The following is a 17259-nucleotide window of genomic DNA, read 5'->3' as shown; positions in this document are numbered from 1 at the left end:
ATTACCTCACGGCCATTGGATCACCTTGCCTTCAATGCCGGCGACACGGTCGAAGAACCGGTCGCCCGCCGAGCGACGCTTCTGGTCGGCATCGGTGTAATAGGCGTTGCGCGCCCGCCCCTGACCGATGAACAGCCCCTCCGCCCGCAGGCCGACCGTGTAGATGTGCTGCTTCTGCTCGCCATCCCACGTGCGGGTGGCGGTCATGTTCTGGATCAGCCCGAACCGGCAGGCGCGCGGGTTGCCGATCGGCTGCCAGCGCTCGTCGAAGAACAGCCAGTAGACAATGGCCGGGCGGAGATACCAGTTAGCCCGGTCCCCCTTCACCTTGGCGGCGAACCCGGCATCGACGCCCGACAGGGTGAATTCGAGGGGCGGGGCCGCGCCATTCTGGGTCTGCGCCAGCCCGGAAATCGAGCCGAGCACCGACAAGCCGTCCCAGCCATGACCGTCCGGCGTGATCACCCGATGCGTGCCTTCCCACACCCGCCGGACGCCGTCGGCAAAGCCGAACTCGGCGAGAAAGGCATGACGGGCCGTCGGCGCGGCCATCTGCGCGAGGATTTCGTCGGGAAGATACATGGCTGCACCGGGCTGGACTCACGCAGACCCACATGCAACCCTGAGGTTGTATTGGGGGAACGACATGAGCACCGTGACACAGATCCGCGTCTGGAAATTCGGCTCGTTCAAGACCGAAGACAGAGCGGAGATCACCGTTTACGTCTATCGAGGCCAAGATCAGAGCGAGCAAAGGCTTCAGCTATCCACTCGTCCGACAAGTCCGCAGGAATGGCAGGACCGTTCCCTTGCAGCTCTTGAGAAAGAGCTAGGAATTCCGGCGACAGAACTAGCGTCACTTGTAGTGTGGCCCGCGCATTGGCCTCAGTCGGGTACTGCATCGTAAAGCCGTCGACTTGGTTCACTTGCCGTCTCCTGTCACGCCTATCCGAGCCCGTTCACTGCGCCGCGATAGGCGTCGTCCGTGGTCACCCAGCCGGACACCTGGCTGCGCATCTGGCTGGAAAGCCGCCGATCGCGCGCATCCAGCGCCCGGTTGACCCACGCTTCATTGACCGTAGAGCCGCGCAGATCGAGATGCGTTACCGGCGCGAAGGTTAACCCGCCGATGGCAGGGGCCGATCCGACGTAACCGCCATCGGCGAAGCCGCGCATGCCGGACCGCGCGACCCGGTGCATATCTTCCAGCCGCGCCACGCCGATACGGCGTACGGCCTCCTGCGAGAAGACGTACTCGCCCGCGTGAACGATGCCGGCAGGCTGATACTTGCCGCCCGGGCCGGTGTAGCCGCCCTCGTCGAAGCCGAAGAGCTTGCCGACGATCCCAAAGAGGCTGCCGAACAGCCCGCCGAGCCCGCCGCCTGAACTGTCCGCCGACGCGCTGCCGGCGGCGCCGCTGGCCTGGCCGAGCCCGCCCAATATGTCCTTGCTGATGTCGCCGAGACCGGTGGAGAACCCCGACCCCGCCGAGGCGGCTGACGCCGTTGCCTTCGCGAGATCGCTGGCGCCTTTCGTGATGGCGCCTGTGGAAGCCGAGACGCTGCTGACGAACGACGTGTCGATCCCGTCCCAGTTACCGATACCGGTGTTCTTCGCCCCGTACCACGCTCCCCATCCATTCTTGGAAGCATAGTCGAGCGCGAAGTCGACCCCAGCCGGACCATTCGAAGCGAGGCGAGGATCGAGGCCCGTCTGCTTCATGAACTCATTGCCGAGCCCACCGCCCATATACAGCTGGTAAGGGCCGAAGGACGGCTCCTGCACGCCGTTCTTCATCACCCCCGATTGCAAGTTCCAGCTGTCCAGTCCGCCTTCTGAGCGAGCGACGGCCAGAGCCACATTCGGATCGATGCCTCGCGCCGTCGCCGCCTTCCTGATGTAGTCGGCGACGTCGCCGCTGGCCACCGCGTCGGAGCCGATGCCGCCGCTTCCAAGGGCCTTTCCGAATTGACCGCCCAGTCCCGAGATGCCGCCGCCGATGACCACGGTCGCCGCCGTCACCTGCATGGTGCCGACCGAGCGCAGTGCCGACAGCCCGTTGTCGTTGGCCGCCTTCTTGCCGAACAAGGCATCGAGGGTGCCGTAATTGGTGCCGAGCAGGGCGTTCTTCAGCGGGTTGATGGCCCCCAACTGCACGAACTCGCGCAGCACGCTCTGGGCGATGTTCTTCCAGTCGACGGACTTGCCGACCAGCGCATCGCCGATCGCGTCGAGCGCGCTCTCGCCGGCGCCGCGCACCGTGCTCCACGCGTCGGCCTGTCGCTGGAGCGCGCTCTCCATCTCCGCATTGGCCGTCGCCAGCTGGCGGATCTGGCTTGCCTCCTTCGACGACGACGCGATGCCCGCACTGCGGATTTGCTGTTCCGCCTCAAGGAGGGCCAGCGAACGTTCGCGCTCAACATCACTGGCGCCGACAAGCGCCATCTCGGCGCGCAGATATTCGTTACGGTCGCGCAACGAGCCGAGGATGCGCTCTTCCGCCTTGGCGACCTTGTCGGCCTTCTTCTCCCGCTCATCCATCTGCTTGTTGATGGTGTCGAGGTTCTGCTGATGCGCCTTCTGCGCCTTGGCGATGTCGTCCTCGCTGGCATTCGCCTCGCGCAGCATCTTCAGCTGCTTCTCATAGGCGTCATTCTCACGCGCAATGGCCGCGGCGCGTGGCGACATCGCACCGATTTCCGCCCCCCGCGTGTAGCTGTCGAGCGACTCCTGTGCCTTCTTGCGAGCGTCGGTGAGACCGAGCACCGCCTCCCGCGCCTGCTGCGCCTGCGCCCGGATCGCGGCCGCCCGCGCCTCGATGGCGCCCTCGGACCCGCCTCGCTTGGCGTTCTCTTCAAGCGCCGCGTTCATGGTGTCGTCGATCGTCTTCAGATCGGCGATCACCTTCTGTTGCTTGGCGAGCTCCGGGGCGAGATCGGTGATCGCCTTCATGCTGTCGCTGAAGCTGCGCAGATTGCCGACGCCGGCCGACGCGGCCCCGCTGAGCACCTTGATCGCCTCGGCAAGCGAGCGCGCCGCGCGGTCGCTCTTACCCGCCTCCTCCGTCATGGCGAGCAGTTCATCCGCCATCGCCCGCAGGCGGCGATCGCCAGGGTTCAGCGCGGCAATGGCGTTCACCGCCTCGCGGAACTTCTGCACCTCCGGCGCACCGGCCTCGGCCGATTTGCGCAAATCCTCGATCTGCTGGCGAAACGCGCTGTACCGCTCGGCCGGGGCGTAGATGCCGACGCCATATTCGTCGATGGACCGCCCCATGCCGCCGAGCGCCGTCTCGGTCTGGCTGGAAAGCTGCTTGGCCATGTCTTCGGCCTGGCGCTGCGAGCGACGCAGCAGGATGGCGTTGGATTCCTGCTCGAATTCACGCGCCTTCGCAGTCGCATCCTTGAAGCGGTCACCGATGCTACCGATGAGATCGTCATAGCCCTTGAGCACATCCTCGGCCGATTTGGCGTCGGTGCCGATGGCGGAGAAGAACCACGCCGCCGCCGCGCCGGCTGTCGCGAAGCCGAGCACGGCGAGATTAAGCGGGTTGGTGACGAAGGCCATGAGGCCCTCTCCCAACGCTGCGATGGCGCCCTTAACCCCACGATCGCCAAGCTGGCCGACCAACTGGCCGCCCTGCTGGATGACAGGAAGAAACACCCCCTGACCACTTGCAACCTGAGTTACCAGGTCCGTGAACTGGTAACTCATGCCCGCGATCTCGTGACCCGCGAGCCTGGCGTTCTGCGCCAGCGCCGACGGCACGATGTCCGGCGGCAAGTGCTTCGCCTTCAGCAGGTCGAGCGAGGCGGCGTACTGGTTGGCGTCGATCACGCCCTGCTGCAGGGCGCGATCGAGGACATCCTGACCCTTGGCGAACGCTTGCTGCGAGCGATAAGCCTCGTCGACCGATCGCCGCAGCCGCTCGTACGCCGAGGCAGCCGACAATTGCTGCCGGCTCGCCATGTCCGTGACTGTCGCCGTGCGTTCGCTGGCGGCGGCAAGGTTCGCTTCCGCCGCAGTCACCTTGTCGAGATCGGCAGCCATCTTGTCGGCGCCGACACTCTCATACTGATTGACGATGCGGCGGATAGTTTGAAGGTTCGCACCAGCCATCGTCGGCCTCACTTTTGGGGCTTGTTGACCCACGCAACGAACACCGCATCCATGCTGCAAATCAGCAGATGGAAGCGCTCGAAGGCATCCGATCCGGCCAAGTCGTAACGCCTGGCATAGAGATCGATGGCGGTGAACGGGATGCGGCCAACCACGCCGAACCCCAAGGGCCGGTCATGCTGGAGGGCGAAGAAGGCCGACCAGACGAAGGCCAGGTGCAGCGCCGGATCCTTTCGGTTCTCCAGCGCCGGCGGACGTATGCCCTGCTCGGCAGCAAGCTCTTCGAGCCACTCCGCCTTGTCGCCCCAATCGAGCGACCATTGCAGGGCCTCGGTCAGTTTTTTACGTCGGCCTCGAGGTTTTCGGCGCCGCGCTCAGCGACAACAGCTCCGGCATAGGCGACGGCGTCGCGGAACACCGACCCGATGTCGGGATCCGTCATGATCTCCCGCGCCGCCTCCGGCGAGAAGGGAATGGCCTCGCCATCGTCGTCGGTGAGGTTCCAATCCACCAGCACGGCTTCCGACAGCACGGTGAGGGCGATCTCCTCGCTCTTCGCGGCGGGCAGATCCTTGCGTTCATCGTCCGGAAGCGCCGCGAGCAGATCTCCTCGCATCCGCTGCGCATCGATGTTGCGATTGCCGCGCACCTTGAGCGCCAGATCCTGCATGCCGTCGATGGGGATGTCGCGCACCCAGGCGCCGATGGTCGACTTCTTCACGCCCGACTTGAGAGAGGAGAGCTTCATCATAGCCTCAGCTGGGATTGGGGGGTCAGGCGACGGCGCGGGTGATCTGGATCGACCCACCGATGCTGTCGTCAAACACGGCACGGGCCGGAATGTTGAGCATGACGTCGCTGCTATTCTGGCGCTGCGTCCGCTCGCCGTTCTGGAAGATGAGCTTGGGCAGGAGCACGGTGTATTTCTGGCCGGCCACCGTGCCGATGTTGAACGACAGCGCGCCGCCGCCATGGTCGAGCACCTTCTGATACAGCGCGTTGCTGCTGAAATAGGCCTCGATGGTGCAGGTGACGTCGCATACGCCGACGCCGAATTCCTCGCTGTAGAGCGAGCCGACCACCGGGCGGGTGCGCAGATTGTTGGCGATCTGTAGCTGCACCCGCCGGACAAACACACCGGCAAGCCCAGTGACGTTCAATGCGGCGACACTGGCCGAGGCGGTGTCGATCTTGTTGTCATTGGCTTCCGCATAGGTGGCGCCGGCCAGCGCGGCGGTCGCCAGCACCTCCTTTTGGCCCATCAGGCTGAGGCTGCCGGTCACCTTGGACCGCGCCTGTATATCGAGCGACAGCTGATTGACCATCACGCCGCTGAAGCGCGAGAAGCTGTCGGTCACGCCGAGCTCGAGCGTCTCCTCGAACGTATAGGATTTCGGGGTCAGGCCGTTAACGATGACGTCGTCATCCCAGGCGCTGAAAAGGGCCCCGTCGATCAGATCGTCGAAGCTGCCATAGCTGAGCTCGAACCCATTATCGCCGGCGACATCCACCCCGAGCAGGAACTCATCGGTGACGTTCCGATCGCGCCGGATCTCTTCCGAGGTTCCCGTCGACTTATTGCTGCGCAGACCAGCTCCGGTCAGTCGCAGCACCTGGAAGGCGGGATTGGCGGGCGTCGTACCAAAGACCGTTTCGGCGACATAAGCGATGCGCGTGCCGCTGCCGGAAGCGAGGGGCATGGGAAATCTCCAGCGATGTCAGGGTGAGCGGCGTTCAGCCGAGGTAGTCGTGCCAGTACGGAATGGCGACCGAGATGACGATGTAGTTGCCGTTGTTGGCGCCGTCGTCGACCAGCGTCGAGCTCGGTGCGAAGCACTCCACGCCGCCAAACACCTTGCCCCGAAAGATGTCCGACAGCTGATCCGCCCAGAGCGCGGCCGTCTCGGTACCGGCTCCGGTCGGCAGGTGCAGCACGCCCCGGATCACCCCCTCGTCGCGCCACCAATTATCCCCCGGCGCGCCGATGGTGATCTGGGCGGAGTTCGTCACCGGGTATTGAACCTCGAGGTAGGACGCGCCGTCGGCGGGAGGCGCCGTCCGGGTGTTCGTGACCTCCACCCGACACCGGGACCACTGTGCGGCGAGCCGGGTGCTGACAGCGTCCATGACAGCCTTGCGTGCCATCAGCGCGCCCCCGTCTTGATGATGATGGCCGGCTGGCGGGTGAGCCAGTCCTGAAAGGCCTTCGGCGACCGCTTCAGGTAGGGCCGAGGCGCTTCCATCTTGGTGGTGGCCGCCCAATCGCCGATGGCGCCTGACGGCAGGGACCGCCAACCAAAAAGAACCCGCGCCACATTGCCGAACCGGCTCTGCGCCAGCGCCGCGACCGCCTCATAGACGCCGTCGGGCTGTTGCGGCGACTGCCCGCGCTCGATCTTGCGGGCGTAGGGCTGGCTGTTGATGAAGACATACTCGGCAGCATCCGGCGGCGTCTCGCCAGGGAGGACTTCGACGCCATCGGCGAAGAAGAGGTGCGATTCCGAGTATCGACCGGTCTTCATCGGCGAATGCTCAAGCAGCTGCGCGGCGATCCATTCGAACACGTCGCCGAGCAGGTGGAATTCGAAGACGATGACGCCGTCGGGCTTGACCTGCTCGAGAGCCGCGCCCTCGACGCCGTCGACGAAGGTGTCGTGCGTCGGCACATGACCGGTCGCCTGGCGGTTTACCTCCTGCGCCTCGGCGAGGTTCTGACGTGCGAAGTCGGCGAGCGCTTTCGACCGCTCCTCCGGGCCTTCACCGTCTCGGATGGCTAACATGATCTGTCGGTCGATCGGTTCGATCCGGGTGCGAACTGCCATCAGCCGCGCACCTGCAATTCGATCCGCACCAATTCGCCGGCCAGATAAATCGGCGCCGCCGCCTCGATGTTCCGCACCCGGCCGGCGATGACCAGCTTGTCGCCCCGGATCGGCACGCGCGCGTCTGTGCCGTCGACCTGCGGCGCGCTCGGCCAGCCGGCGGCGATGATCTGGGTCGGCGAGAGGATCACCTTGGTATCGCCCTGCACGACGCTGCCGGTCAGCTCCTTGGGAGAGAATCCCTGCGCGGCGATCCGGATAGTAACGTCGTCGCCGGTCGACGAACCGCCTGTCCACACTGGGCGGCGCAGGATGGCATTCGCCCCATGACGAGCGAGCTGGCGGTCAAGCGAGGCCCGCGCCTGCAAGGGTGTCATGGGCTTACATCAAACGAGGAGCGACATAGGGACGGAGCAGCTGAGCGGCGGTCGGGCTCACAAGAGTGTCCCCCGCGCCCGGTACGCGGTAGGAAAACGACCCGACACCTTCCACGGTCTCCGCCTTCAACAATTCGTCCCGGTCGGCGCTTTCTCCGTAAGCGGCGGCCTCCAGCGCCACCGCCCTCTCAACAGGCAGCGGGAGCGTGCAGGCGGCATCCGGCGGCAGCGTGTAACCGGCGGTGAAGAGGACTTCGGCGGTGCGGCCGCACCATGGGCGGCTGAACCCGCCCGACGACCGGCTGAGCCATTGATCGTCCTGCCGATAGTCGGACGATGCGAGGACCGTGCCGTCGAGCGTCACGGAAAGGATGGACGTCACCGGCCATTGCGCCAGCATGATTTCACCGCGCGACAGGTCCTCCATGTCGAATGTCTGGAGATAGGTCTGCCGGGGGAAGACGCGATGGCAGAAGTCGGAGACCGCCGCCGACGCGTGAGCAAGAAGGGCCGCGAAGACGTCGTCCGGCTGGCCGCCATCGGAGGCCAATCTCCGCGCCCGCTCTACCGTCGTCAGCACCATGCTGGGCGCGGGAGTGACGACGGTCAACATGATACGTCAGCCCTTACGACCGGCGACGAACGCCGCCTTGCCGGCGTCGTCCATCGCATTGAAGCTGTCGGCTTCCGCCTTGGTCAGCTTCTCGCCAAGATCGAGCGCGTTGTCGCCCTGCATGACCACATAGGAACCGCGACCGGCGTGCACAGCTTTTAGCTCGCCGGCTGCCGTTCCCCCGTCCGCCCCCGGCGCGCCGGCAGCCCCCGCGCCGGCGTCGGTGGCGGACAGCTGAAGACCAGCGCCCCCCGCGTTCGGATCGACGCCAAACACGGGAGCGACACCTTCCATTTCCCGTACGAGCTGTTCCTTCGCCGCCGCGACCATGGAGGCATGGACGAGGTTGCCCGACCAGGGGGCCCCGGATCGGGCGATGATGGCCTTGAGCTCCTCATCCGAGGTGGAGGCGAGCTTCGCGTCGACCGCCGCGACAATGCGGGCGTTGAGGGCCGAGGTGCCGCCGTCATCATCGGACGCGGCTTCGATGTAGCCGGCATCCTTAAGGCCATTGAACAACAGGTCGGGGAAGCTGAGCTCCTGGTCGACGGTGAGCTGTTCCACGGTCACGCCATCGGCCGCGAACGGGAACGGTCTGCGGACAATACCTATGCGCGGCATGGCTGATCTCTCCTATTTCCACAAGATCGACGGCGGCGCTCCGGAAGCGCGTCTGCGATCAGACGGGCGGGTTGGACGTGGGACGAAGGTTGACGGCGCCGAGCAGCCAGACCGCCGCGATGAACGCGTTTCCGGCGTTGTTGGCGGGCGTGATGGTCGCGCGGATGTACTGCTTGCCGCCGACATAGCCGATCTTCCGCACGGAATCGTCCGCCGCGAAGGTGAAGCTCGCCGCAGCAAGGGTGCCGTTCAGCTGGTCGGCCGGCACGGCAGCGGCATCGGACAGATTGGCCTGGTCGCCATGCTCGATGGTGACGGAGAAGGTGGCGTCGGCGTCCGCCAGCGCACCGGTGATGATCAGCAGCGCCACCGATTCCGCGCCCAGTCGGTTCAGGATCTGGGTGACGACGGCGGTGTTGTCGGCGACGGCGGCAGCGGGCGAGATGGCGCGCTTCGCGTCGATGTTCGAGATCAGGTCCCGCATGATCAGGGTCCTCCAATGAGATGATCGGGGTGAAGGCGCGCCGATCTTGCCGGCGCGCCAGTGCCGGATGGGTGTCGGTGGCTACAGGCCGATCACCTGAAGGGAGAAGGCCTCGAAGTCGACGACGTCGCCGCCGACGCGAGCGCGGGTGTAGAATTCCACGAACGGCTTCGCGGAATAGGGATCCCGCAGCACGCGGATGCCGAGGCGATCAACGACGGTGTAGCCGGCGCCGAAATCGCCGAAAGCCACCGGGAGCGCGCCGGCGGCAATGCCCGGCATATCGTCCGCACGGCGGATCGAGTGGCCGAGCAGCATGGACGGCTGCCCCTCCTGCAGGCCGGGCCGCCAGATGTACTGCCCCTGGCTGTCCTTGAAGAGCATCACCGAGGCGACGGTGCCGCGCTTCATCAGCCAGTTGGCCCGCGCGAGATAGCGGTCCTTCAGGCTGAACATCAGGTTGACCAGGCCATCCGGCGTCAGCGCCGTCGCATGGCCCGACGCCACCTGCATGATGGTGCCGCGGGCACCGGCGCTGCCGGCCGGATAGGTCAGGATGCCGCGCGGCTTCTTGATGCCATTGCCGAGGATGAACGCGGTCGCGCGCATACGGGCGAACTTCTCCGCCACCTTACGGCCGAGCCACGCCTCAATGTCGATGCCGGCATCTTCGAGCAGTTGCTGCGTCGCCTTCGGCTTGGCATAGAGCTCGTGTACGGGGATACGCTGCACACCGACCTGCGGGGTGCTGGTTTCCGGACGCGCTTCCGTCTCGCCGACCCAACCGGCGCCGGCTTCGTCGGTGTCGATCGGGATCTCGAGCGCGTCCGTCGACACCGTCTCGTGGGTGGCGAGCTCGTCGATCGGCGAGGTCTCGTAGACCTTGGTGATGATGCGCGAGGACGTCGAAGTCGGGACGAGAAAGCCGCCGTCCGGATCCGAGCCGACCATCAGGGCCTTGTACTCGTCGGGCGACAGACCCTTCTCGTCACGGCGCAGGAAAGTCGGCCACATCTCGGAATAGGCCTTGTACTCGTCGCGATTGACGGTCTCGGGCGTCAGGACCGTGGTCGACTTGAGCTCGCCGCGGCGCGACAGCGCCACCCGCTTGAAGGCGATGGCATCGTCCAGCAGCTTCTGGCCGATATCGCCGCCGGCACCCGGACGGTTCAGCTTCTTCTCGATGCCATCGATGCGCTCGGCGCCAGCCTTCGCCTCGTCGATGATCTTCTTGACGCGCTCTTCGATGGCGTCGTGCTTGGCGGCGATACCGCTGGTGAGCGCCTCTAGGTCCTTCTTGAACTGCGGGCTCTCCAGCAGCTTGGCACCGGCCTTCTCGGCGAGGTCGCGGGCCTCCTTCAGGTCCTTCTCCATCGTCGACTTCAGGCCGGCGACGTCGTCGCCAAACTTCTTCACTTCGCGCTGAACATCCTTCAGCACGTCATCCATCTCGGGCATGACGCCCTCCTTTGAAAGGTTGGGTTAGCGGATCTGGGAGCCGGTCGAGCGGATCTGCTCGAGCAGCGCATCCAGGCTCTTGCTCGCCCCAGCCTCACGCTGTGCGATGCGCGCCACCCGCGAGACGAGCGCGGTGGCGGTCTTCCGGGAGAAGCCACCTGCCTCGCGCAGGAACTTCTCGACGTCGGAAAGGGTGTCGAGATCATCGACATCGGATTTGACCGCGTCGACGAGGGCATCGGGGTTCATGCCGAACAGCACAACGCTCACCTCCATGAGGTCGAGCTGTTTGATCGTGCGGTAAGGCTCGTCCGGCTTGGTGCCGAGGGTGAAATCCTTGGCACGGTAGCCGATCGACAGTCCGTCGAGCTCGCCCTCGCGCATGGCGGCGTAGATCATCTTGCCGCGTTCGCTCTCGGTGAAGAGCCGCCCTTCGACGCGCAGACCGGTGTCGTCTTCCGACATCTTGGTCCACTTGCCGATCGGCACCATGTCGTTGGCGGAGCCCGCCCAGCCGCCGCCGTGCTGCAGCAGCATCTTCGGCAGCTTGCTCTTGCCGGACCATTCCTTCAGCGTCCCGCGGAAGGCGCCGCGCTTGATAACATCGCCACCATAGTCCTCGACGTCGAAGACAGAGCCATAGCCGGAGAACGTCCCATCTTGGGCGCCCTCCGCGAACTTCAGCTCGAATTTGACGCCGAGGCGGTCCGGCGCGCCGCCGGCAGCCTTCCGCTCCAGCCGATCAACGTTCATTGGTCGGGCCCCCTGTTTGGACTTTCGCCGGCATGATCGGCACGCCATCTTCTCGGACCACGGCGAAGTTGGCCGGCATGATCGGGCGGTCGATGCCGGCGACATACGGCAGATCCTCGAAGCGCCGGGCGTCGGAGCGCAGCAGCCAACCGCCTTCAATGCCGGACTTGTAGAATTCCGACCGCGCCTTGTGGTCGCCGCGCAGGAGCTCCGTGTCGACGAAGCCCATGTAGCGCCCGGCTTGGCGCTCCTTCTTCGTCAGGAGCCAACGATCCGCGCTCGATTCCAGCCGGCGATGCCACGGCCGGACCGTATAGGTCACATGGGCGAGGAACAGCTGCTCGGACGAGGCGAAGGTGGCGTTCTTGTCGCCGGTGTAGCCGACCATGATGGGCAGCACGCCCATTGCGCGGCACACCTCCTCAATCTGGAAGCCTCGTGTCTGAAGGTGCTGGGCATCGACGCCGCTCATTTGCTGCGTCTGCCACTTCGCGGCGCGATCGAGGATGAGGGTGCGGCCGGTGTTTCGGACCCCGCTATAGTGGGCCTCGATCCATTTGCGATACACCTTGAGCTGCGCTTCCTCGAGCGGCCCTTCGACTGACAAGACACCGCTCGGCCGGGCACCGTTGACGTGCATCCGGGCGTGGCTCGCCTCGGTCGAGATGGCGAGCCCCAACGCCTCACGGGCCAGACGCAGGGTTTCCAGCCCCATATAACCGTTCCAGGCGCGCGCCTTGATGTGCCAGATGGCGCCGGCCGGGAACACCTGCCGCGCACCGTCCGGCGCCGTCACGGCGTAGCTCAACGTCCAGTCGCTGTTCTGTGTCACCTCCACCCGGCCGGGCTCGAAGGGGATCAACTCGGCAACGTCGCCGCGAACGCGGTTCACGAACACATAGGCGTTCTGACAAAGGGCCAGGTGCAGGCCTATGGTTTCACGGAACTCGAAGCCGGACTGCCACTCGTTCGGCTCGGTCGACATGATGTCGGTGAGAGCGTGCGCCTGGTCCTCCTGCCGCTCCACCCGGTTGTCGACGGAGACCTTCCGATAGACCTTGAACGGGACCGAGCAGATGCCCTCGGCGATGATGGTCGCGCAGCGCAGAGCGGTCGTGACTTCCAGGGCGCGCTTCCAGGTCACCGACACCCCGGATTGCGACTGATGGCCGCCGAACAGGTCGCGCCACACATCCTCCGCCGAGCCGTAGGAGCTGTTGTCCTTCTGCTCGGCTCCGAAGAGCGTCGACAGGATCCCGCGCATCAGAACCGCCTCGCGCCGCGGATCGCCAGGCCGATCAGTGCGAGGCCGCCGGCGATGCAGGCGGATGGCACGTGCATCATGGCGATCCCACCGACAACAAGACCGGCGCCCGATATGCCGACGACGTCCCACAGGAACGACAGGGCTGCGAGGCGGCGCGGAGAGGGTTCAGCCATAGTCACTCCGCATCGTCGGCAAGCAGGCGATCGACGGCATCTTCCGAATCCGCGAACGATTTGCCCGGCAGCTTCAGCTCGGTATCCGCGGCGCCGACGGCCATGGCGATGGTGACAAGACCGTCGATGCGACCGCGCGACCGGGCCTTGTCGAAGGCCCGATTGTTCTGGCCGTCGATGTCGAGCTGCGCGTTCGCGGCGCACGACGTCGTCACCGGCGACTGCTCTATGACGATGGTGCCGGACAAGATCCGGTCCTCAAGGCGTTCGACCGAGCGCGGCATGCAGAGCTGCTTGTCTTCGAACATGACGCGCTTGCCCTGCGCATGCTGGACGAGCATCAATCCGCGGCCCCGTGGCTTGTCCGGCCCTTTCCAGCGCCAGACCGGAAAGCCGATATCGAGGCAGGCCTGTTCGAAGTCCTCCATCTTCGCCGCGTCGAAGACGAGGAACTGCACATCGTGCTCGGCGCAGATGCGCCGGACTTCGGCAGCGACGAACGTCTTGTCGATGATCGGCGCATCCACGGCCGTCAGGAATTCGGCCTCGACCCACTCCTCATACGGCGCCTGATCCTCGCGGGCGCGGTCGGCGAGGCCCCGCTTGCGCGTCCAGTACCAGGTCTTGGCGAACAGCAGGCCATCATCATCGATCCATACCGCCGTCAGGGCGGTGAAGTCGTTCTTGTCCGACAGATCGAGCGCGAGCCAGCACCGGTAACGACGCAATGCGGGAACATCGACGACGCCCTGCACCTCCTGCCAGGCCTCCTCGGCAATCCAGAAATCGGTCGCGCCGATCGGGATGCCAAAGTACAGGCGCTTGACGGACATCGCCGTCGACAGCAGTTGCTTTGCCGTCGCGACCATTCCCTCGATGTTCTCGCGAGGGAACGTCACCCCCAGCGCCGGCAACGATTTCGGCCAGCAGTCGGGATTGTCGAAGACTGTTTCCCGGTCCGCCTTGTCCACGCGGGCAATGAAGGCAAACGCCTCGTCATCGCGGATCTCGCCGCGTGCGACCTTCTGATAGAACCCGCTATATTCCGTCCCGACGATCTGGTTTGTGCTCGGCGTGTTGGTGCCGAGGATCATGATCGCGTCGCCCGGCATCTTGCCGATGGCGTTCTTCCAGATCTCGATCGACGTGTTGCGCTTGAACTCGTGGATCTCGTCAGCCAGCACCGCGATCGGGCGCGGGCCGGAGATGGCCTCTCCGTTCGCTAGCGACAGGAACTTCGAGCCGGTCGACGGATGCTCGATCTTCCATGCGTTGTCCCCCTCGCCGCGGATGACGACGCCCCCTTCGTCCTGATTTTCGAGGGTATCGTCCTCATCATCGCCGGGCGGAATCGGCGCCCGGCACATGGCAACGGCGTCCTTGAACAGCACGTTGGCGGTGTTCTTGTCCTGTCCGATGGCAAAGACCTCGGCACGCGGAACGCCATACCAGCCCATCAGATAGAGGCCGATCGCTGCCATGAACGGCGATTTCGCCTGCCCTTTCCCTGTCTCCAGCCAAGCCGAGCGGAACCGCATGCGGCCGCTGGCTTTGCGCCAGCCGAAGATGCTGCCACCGCAGAACACATGCCATGGCAGCGGGTTGAACGGCTTTCCCGCCGCGGATCCGGCCGTCACGCTCAGCATGGCCGGGAAGAATCCCAGCGCGTGGCCGGCCAAATCCGGTCGCCAGATCAGCCCCCTCTTCTCGCCGTCCCGTAGATCCCGAAGGTGCCGCTCCGCTGCGCCGCCGACTAGCTCGCCGGCAACGATGCGGCCGGCGAGTACATCGCGGGCCCAATCCGTCGTCGGATCACTTGACCTGGCGGAGGTAGCTGTCCGCCGCCCGCGGGGCTTTTTTGGCACGCTGCACCTTCTGGGCTTTGCCGCGCCGGACGGGCGAAATGCCGAGCTCGACTTCGAGCACGCGGATCTCCTCGCCCGCCTGCCGCATCACGGTCCAATAAGGGCTTGCCTGCGGAACGCGCGAACGGCGCGCCTTCAGGATGGTGCCCATCTCGCAGACCTGGCGCGCCGCGCGTTCATATTGCACGCTGAAATCGACCAGGCGGCGGATCGCGTGATCGTTCGCCAGGACCAGCGTCCCCGCTTCCTGCATCTCACGAACAACGATCGCCCAACGATCGCGAGCGATCGCGATGTCGAGCTCGTCGGTGAAGAGCGATGCCCAGTCCGGTTCCGGCGGCGCTCCGTCGATGGAGGTAAACGTCATCCTCACCCCCTATGGGGGTGGCCGATACCCCCCTTCGGAAAATCGTTCGCAGTGCGAATGCAGGCCCTGGACGGTTAGCCCCCCCAACCCGCCTAGAGATCCGACCCTCCCCCCCCTTCGGGGGACACTCGGGTGGCCGCTGGTCACGGCCGGGGTCGGTTCCAAGGGTGCGCCGGGTCGCGCGGCCGCCCGTGCTCGTCCGTGCCCTGCACGAACAGCGCCCCGCCGCCGCGCCGCTGGCCGCTGGCCGTCTCCTTCACCTTCCGGTCATGGGTGCCGCACAGGGTTCGCGTGTTCGTCAGCACGTCGAACGGTGTCGGGTGGTCGACGTTCGGCCGCGTCCTGATGTGGTCGCAGACGATGCCCTTCGACGACCCGCAGCCCGGCACGACACACCGCCAGCCGTCACGCTCATGCGTCGCCCGCTTCAGCGCCCGCCAATGCGCGCTCTGGTAATAGGAGTTGCGCGCCATCGTCCTTAAAGACACACCAAAATATCGCATAATGCGATTGACTTAGTTATCGCATTATGCGATATTCGCCTCATGAAACAGGTCGCTTACACCCCCACCGCAGCGAAGGCTCTGAAGCGTCACGCCAACCGGGCCGAGGCGATCCGCGCCAAGGTCAAGCAGTACGCTGCGGACCCAGCCTCGCTCGCCGCCAACGTCAAGACGCTGCAGGGCGTCGAGGCCAAGCGGCTCCGGGTTGGCGACTTCCGGGTGATCTTCACCGAAACTGCCACCACCGTTACGGTGCTCGAGATCGGCCCGCGCGGCGGCATCTACGACTGAGAGGACAGGAACCTATGACCGCCATCATGACCAAGAGCCCGGCCGGCGAGGACATCGTGATCCTCAGCCGTGCCGAATATGACGCCCTCGTCGCCGCCAGCGAGGATGCCGCCGACGCCCGCACCGCTCGCGAGGCTATCGCCAGCCTCAACGCCGAGACGCTGATCGCCGACGAAGACATGGACGACTATCTCGCCGCCGCCACTCCCATGGCGTTCTGGCGCAAGAAGCGCGGCCTGACCCAGGCGGCGCTGGCGAAGGCCACCGGCGTGGCGCAGAGCTTCCTGTCGGAAATCGAGAGCGGCAAGAAGACGGGCGACGTGACAATCCTCCGCAAGATCGCGACTGCGCTCGGCGTGCGGCTGGATGACCTGGTGACCGATGATTAAGCGCCCCTCTGCCGATCGGTATCCGGGCTCGGCGCCATCTGCTGCTCGTGATAGTCCCGCATCCACGGGTCGGGGTCAGGCTCCCGAATGACCCGCACCGGCACGACCTCCGAGCCATCCCATTCCGGCTTGGCGCACTCCGCTTCGGCTGCGGCCTTGGTCGCATAGACCTAGGTCGTGAAGATGCCGTTGCAATCGTTGGCGATGGCCCATGCCTCACCGCCGTTACCAGCTGCGTTGCAAAGGGGACAGGTCGCCAGGTCGGGCCTCGTCTTCGAGACGAAGCCGCGCTTATCGGAGCGCGGGAACGTGTTGCTGCAACGCCAACAGGTTGGCATGGCGGAATCCCCAATAGAAAACGCCCGGCGCGCCATCTGGCCACCGGGCGTAGGTCGTTCCGATCATGAATTTCGTCGGCAATTACGACAGATTCATCCGCTTTTGTCCAGTGCTGGTTCCGGATCCGTCGGGTCGCGCACCACAATGTCCACAATGCGCACGTCATGCGGCCACGCCGGCCTATCATATCGGTGCCCTGCGACACGCACCGGGAGTTCTTCGTCGGCCTTGGGCGGTGACCGGAGGCGCCAGAAGCGCGCGAGTACCGACAGCCCCTCCTTCAGCACGACGAGCTCGGGCTCTCCGCCAATGGGGCAATCATAGAGAACCACCGCTTCAAGCGTCCGAAACACAGCGCGGTGATCAGCAGTCTTTCGCAGGACGCTCATCGCCGAGCCATGGTGACCGAGCACACGCTCTCGCCGCTCCTCTTCCGTTTCCGGGCGCTCGGCCGCTCCTACATCACCATCACGATCGCCTCGATCGCCGGCCGCCATCGTGCCCAAGATGGTGGTATTGGTGATTGGCGAGGCCATGATCTGGTGGAACTCGCCGATCAGTCGGAACCAACGTTCGCCAGCCCAGTATTGCGCCTCATCGATCCGACCGATCATAAACAGGCGACCGAGCTCGGTTGCGGCGCGCTGGTCGAGCCGGCGATCCTTGCCGACGGCAGCGCGATGCGGTTGGGCCATCGCCACAGAACGCACATCGCCCAGTCCACGCCGCGCCTTCTCGGCTTTGCTTTCCGAGAGCTTGCCGCTCGGCGTCCGCTTCCCCGTCTTCCGCTTACGGCCTTTGGCCATCACTGCTCCCCA

Annotated in this window: 22 protein-coding genes; 2 read left to right on the top strand and 20 right to left on the bottom strand. The window is 65.4% G+C overall.

Annotated elements, in window-relative coordinates; translation table 11 throughout:
- Nucleotides 1-6: 6 nt before the first annotated feature.
- From KHC28_RS00435 to KHC28_RS00345, 19 genes are all read right to left on the bottom strand, one after another.
- Nucleotides 7-582, bottom strand: a complete 576-nt coding sequence (locus KHC28_RS00435) for a hypothetical protein (protein WP_214006373.1) — start codon at nucleotides 580-582, stop codon at nucleotides 7-9.
- A gap of 131 nt (nucleotides 583-713) precedes the next feature.
- The gene (locus KHC28_RS00430) at nucleotides 714-926 is read right to left on the bottom strand and encodes an ATP-binding protein (RefSeq protein WP_214006372.1); all 213 of its coding nucleotides are present in this window, start codon (nucleotides 924-926) and stop codon (nucleotides 714-716) included.
- Nucleotides 927-945: 19 nt separating this feature from the next.
- Nucleotides 946-4119 (bottom strand): phage tail length tape measure family protein, encoded by a 3174-nt coding sequence (locus KHC28_RS00425; protein ID WP_214006371.1) that lies wholly within the window; start codon nucleotides 4117-4119, stop codon nucleotides 946-948.
- 8 nt (nucleotides 4120-4127) lie between these two features.
- A complete protein-coding gene (locus KHC28_RS28075; protein ID WP_446680403.1) occupies nucleotides 4128-4445 on the bottom strand; it encodes a phage tail assembly chaperone in 318 nt (105 codons plus the stop codon).
- 8 nt (nucleotides 4446-4453) lie between these two features.
- A complete protein-coding gene (locus KHC28_RS00415; RefSeq protein WP_214006370.1) occupies nucleotides 4454-4867 on the bottom strand; it encodes a phage-derived protein YdaY family protein in 414 nt (137 codons plus the stop codon).
- Between the two features lie 25 nt (nucleotides 4868-4892).
- Entirely contained in the window at nucleotides 4893-5819 is a 927-nt protein-coding gene (locus KHC28_RS00410) for a phage tail tube protein (protein ID WP_214006369.1), read from the bottom strand.
- Nucleotides 5820-5853: 34 nt separating this feature from the next.
- Nucleotides 5854-6246, bottom strand: coding sequence for a phage tail terminator-like protein (locus KHC28_RS00405; RefSeq protein WP_214006499.1), 393 nt, complete (start codon nucleotides 6244-6246; stop codon nucleotides 5854-5856).
- Nucleotides 6247-6263: 17 nt separating this feature from the next.
- On the bottom strand, nucleotides 6264-6941 hold the full coding sequence (locus tag KHC28_RS00400) for a hypothetical protein (RefSeq protein WP_214006368.1): 678 nt from the start codon (nucleotides 6939-6941) through the stop codon (nucleotides 6264-6266).
- Nucleotides 6941-7318: a hypothetical protein gene (locus KHC28_RS00395; RefSeq protein ID WP_214006367.1), complete on the bottom strand. Its 378-nt coding sequence runs from the start codon at nucleotides 7316-7318 to the stop codon at nucleotides 6941-6943. Before KHC28_RS00395 ends, KHC28_RS00400 begins: the two co-directional genes overlap by 1 nt.
- Nucleotides 7319-7322: 4 nt before the next feature.
- Nucleotides 7323-7931, bottom strand: a complete 609-nt coding sequence (locus tag KHC28_RS00390) for a hypothetical protein (protein WP_214006366.1) — start codon at nucleotides 7929-7931, stop codon at nucleotides 7323-7325.
- 6 nt (nucleotides 7932-7937) lie between these two features.
- Entirely contained in the window at nucleotides 7938-8552 is a 615-nt protein-coding gene (locus KHC28_RS00385) for a hypothetical protein (RefSeq protein WP_214006365.1), read from the bottom strand.
- A 58-nt stretch (nucleotides 8553-8610) separates the two neighbouring features.
- A complete protein-coding gene (locus KHC28_RS00380) occupies nucleotides 8611-9036 on the bottom strand; it encodes a hypothetical protein (RefSeq protein WP_214006364.1) in 426 nt (141 codons plus the stop codon).
- Between the two features lie 81 nt (nucleotides 9037-9117).
- Nucleotides 9118-10494, bottom strand: coding sequence for a phage major capsid protein (locus KHC28_RS00375; RefSeq protein ID WP_214006363.1), 1377 nt, complete (start codon nucleotides 10492-10494; stop codon nucleotides 9118-9120).
- A 24-nt stretch (nucleotides 10495-10518) separates the two neighbouring features.
- The gene (locus KHC28_RS00370; protein ID WP_214006362.1) at nucleotides 10519-11247 is read right to left on the bottom strand and encodes an HK97 family phage prohead protease; all 729 of its coding nucleotides are present in this window, start codon (nucleotides 11245-11247) and stop codon (nucleotides 10519-10521) included.
- Nucleotides 11237-12439 (bottom strand): phage portal protein, encoded by a 1203-nt coding sequence (locus KHC28_RS00365; RefSeq protein ID WP_214006361.1) that lies wholly within the window; start codon nucleotides 12437-12439, stop codon nucleotides 11237-11239. Before KHC28_RS00365 ends, KHC28_RS00370 begins: the two co-directional genes overlap by 11 nt.
- A 71-nt stretch (nucleotides 12440-12510) precedes the next feature.
- Complete coding sequence (locus tag KHC28_RS00360) at nucleotides 12511-12687, bottom strand: hypothetical protein (protein WP_214006360.1); 177 nt, start codon at nucleotides 12685-12687, stop codon at nucleotides 12511-12513.
- Nucleotides 12688-12689: 2 nt separating this feature from the next.
- Entirely contained in the window at nucleotides 12690-14333 is a 1644-nt protein-coding gene (locus tag KHC28_RS00355; RefSeq protein WP_246564107.1) for a terminase large subunit, read from the bottom strand.
- Nucleotides 14334-14499: 166 nt separating this feature from the next.
- Nucleotides 14500-14919: a P27 family phage terminase small subunit gene (locus tag KHC28_RS00350; RefSeq protein WP_214006358.1), complete on the bottom strand. Its 420-nt coding sequence runs from the start codon at nucleotides 14917-14919 to the stop codon at nucleotides 14500-14502.
- Nucleotides 14920-15062: 143 nt separating this feature from the next.
- Nucleotides 15063-15407, bottom strand: a complete 345-nt coding sequence (locus tag KHC28_RS00345) for a hypothetical protein (RefSeq protein ID WP_214006357.1) — start codon at nucleotides 15405-15407, stop codon at nucleotides 15063-15065.
- Between the two features lie 57 nt (nucleotides 15408-15464).
- On the opposite strand from KHC28_RS00345, the gene KHC28_RS00340 reads away from it, so the two are divergent.
- Nucleotides 15465-15713, top strand: coding sequence for a type II toxin-antitoxin system RelE family toxin (locus KHC28_RS00340; RefSeq protein ID WP_214006356.1), 249 nt, complete (start codon nucleotides 15465-15467; stop codon nucleotides 15711-15713).
- Between the two features lie 14 nt (nucleotides 15714-15727).
- A complete protein-coding gene (locus KHC28_RS00335) occupies nucleotides 15728-16102 on the top strand; it encodes a helix-turn-helix domain-containing protein (protein ID WP_214006355.1) in 375 nt (124 codons plus the stop codon).
- 431 nt (nucleotides 16103-16533) lie between these two features.
- On the opposite strand, the gene KHC28_RS00330 is transcribed toward KHC28_RS00335, so the two are convergent.
- The gene (locus KHC28_RS00330; protein WP_214006354.1) at nucleotides 16534-17247 is read right to left on the bottom strand and encodes a hypothetical protein; all 714 of its coding nucleotides are present in this window, start codon (nucleotides 17245-17247) and stop codon (nucleotides 16534-16536) included.
- Between the last annotated feature and the right edge of the window lie 12 nt (nucleotides 17248-17259).

The organism is Ancylobacter sonchi (assembly GCF_018390695.1).
Taxonomy (GTDB): domain Bacteria; phylum Pseudomonadota; class Alphaproteobacteria; order Rhizobiales; family Xanthobacteraceae; genus Ancylobacter; species Ancylobacter sonchi.
This window is presented reverse-complemented; position numbering and strand designations above follow the sequence as displayed.

Excerpts from the sequence above, each read along its gene's own strand:
- KHC28_RS00435 (WP_214006373.1), bottom strand. The coding sequence starts at position 582 with ATGTATCTTCCCGACGAAATCCTCGCGCAGATGGCCGCGCCGACGGCC.
- KHC28_RS00335 (WP_214006355.1), top strand. The coding sequence starts at position 15,728 with ATGACCGCCATCATGACCAAGAGCCCGGCCGGCGAGGACATCGTGATC.
- KHC28_RS00390 (WP_214006366.1), bottom strand. The coding sequence starts at position 7,931 with ATGTTGACCGTCGTCACTCCCGCGCCCAGCATGGTGCTGACGACGGTA.
- KHC28_RS00360 (WP_214006360.1), bottom strand. The coding sequence starts at position 12,687 with ATGGCTGAACCCTCTCCGCGCCGCCTCGCAGCCCTGTCGTTCCTGTGG.
- KHC28_RS00415 (WP_214006370.1), bottom strand. The coding sequence starts at position 4,867 with ATGAAGCTCTCCTCTCTCAAGTCGGGCGTGAAGAAGTCGACCATCGGC.
- KHC28_RS00330 (WP_214006354.1), bottom strand. The coding sequence starts at position 17,247 with ATGGCCAAAGGCCGTAAGCGGAAGACGGGGAAGCGGACGCCGAGCGGC.
- KHC28_RS00375 (WP_214006363.1), bottom strand. The coding sequence starts at position 10,494 with ATGCCCGAGATGGATGACGTGCTGAAGGATGTTCAGCGCGAAGTGAAG.
- KHC28_RS00405 (WP_214006499.1), bottom strand. The coding sequence starts at position 6,246 with ATGGACGCTGTCAGCACCCGGCTCGCCGCACAGTGGTCCCGGTGTCGG.
- KHC28_RS00350 (WP_214006358.1), bottom strand. The coding sequence starts at position 14,919 with ATGACGTTTACCTCCATCGACGGAGCGCCGCCGGAACCGGACTGGGCA.
- KHC28_RS00370 (WP_214006362.1), bottom strand. The coding sequence starts at position 11,247 with ATGAACGTTGATCGGCTGGAGCGGAAGGCTGCCGGCGGCGCGCCGGAC.
- KHC28_RS00425 (WP_214006371.1), bottom strand. The coding sequence starts at position 4,119 with ATGGCTGGTGCGAACCTTCAAACTATCCGCCGCATCGTCAATCAGTAT.
- KHC28_RS00410 (WP_214006369.1), bottom strand. The coding sequence starts at position 5,819 with ATGCCCCTCGCTTCCGGCAGCGGCACGCGCATCGCTTATGTCGCCGAA.
- KHC28_RS00385 (WP_214006365.1), bottom strand. The coding sequence starts at position 8,552 with ATGCCGCGCATAGGTATTGTCCGCAGACCGTTCCCGTTCGCGGCCGAT.
- KHC28_RS00355 (WP_246564107.1), bottom strand. The coding sequence starts at position 14,333 with ATGCTGAGCGTGACGGCCGGATCCGCGGCGGGAAAGCCGTTCAACCCG.
- KHC28_RS00395 (WP_214006367.1), bottom strand. The coding sequence starts at position 7,318 with ATGACACCCTTGCAGGCGCGGGCCTCGCTTGACCGCCAGCTCGCTCGT.
- KHC28_RS00340 (WP_214006356.1), top strand. The coding sequence starts at position 15,465 with ATGAAACAGGTCGCTTACACCCCCACCGCAGCGAAGGCTCTGAAGCGT.
- KHC28_RS00380 (WP_214006364.1), bottom strand. The coding sequence starts at position 9,036 with ATGCGGGACCTGATCTCGAACATCGACGCGAAGCGCGCCATCTCGCCC.
- KHC28_RS00400 (WP_214006368.1), bottom strand. The coding sequence starts at position 6,941 with ATGGCAGTTCGCACCCGGATCGAACCGATCGACCGACAGATCATGTTA.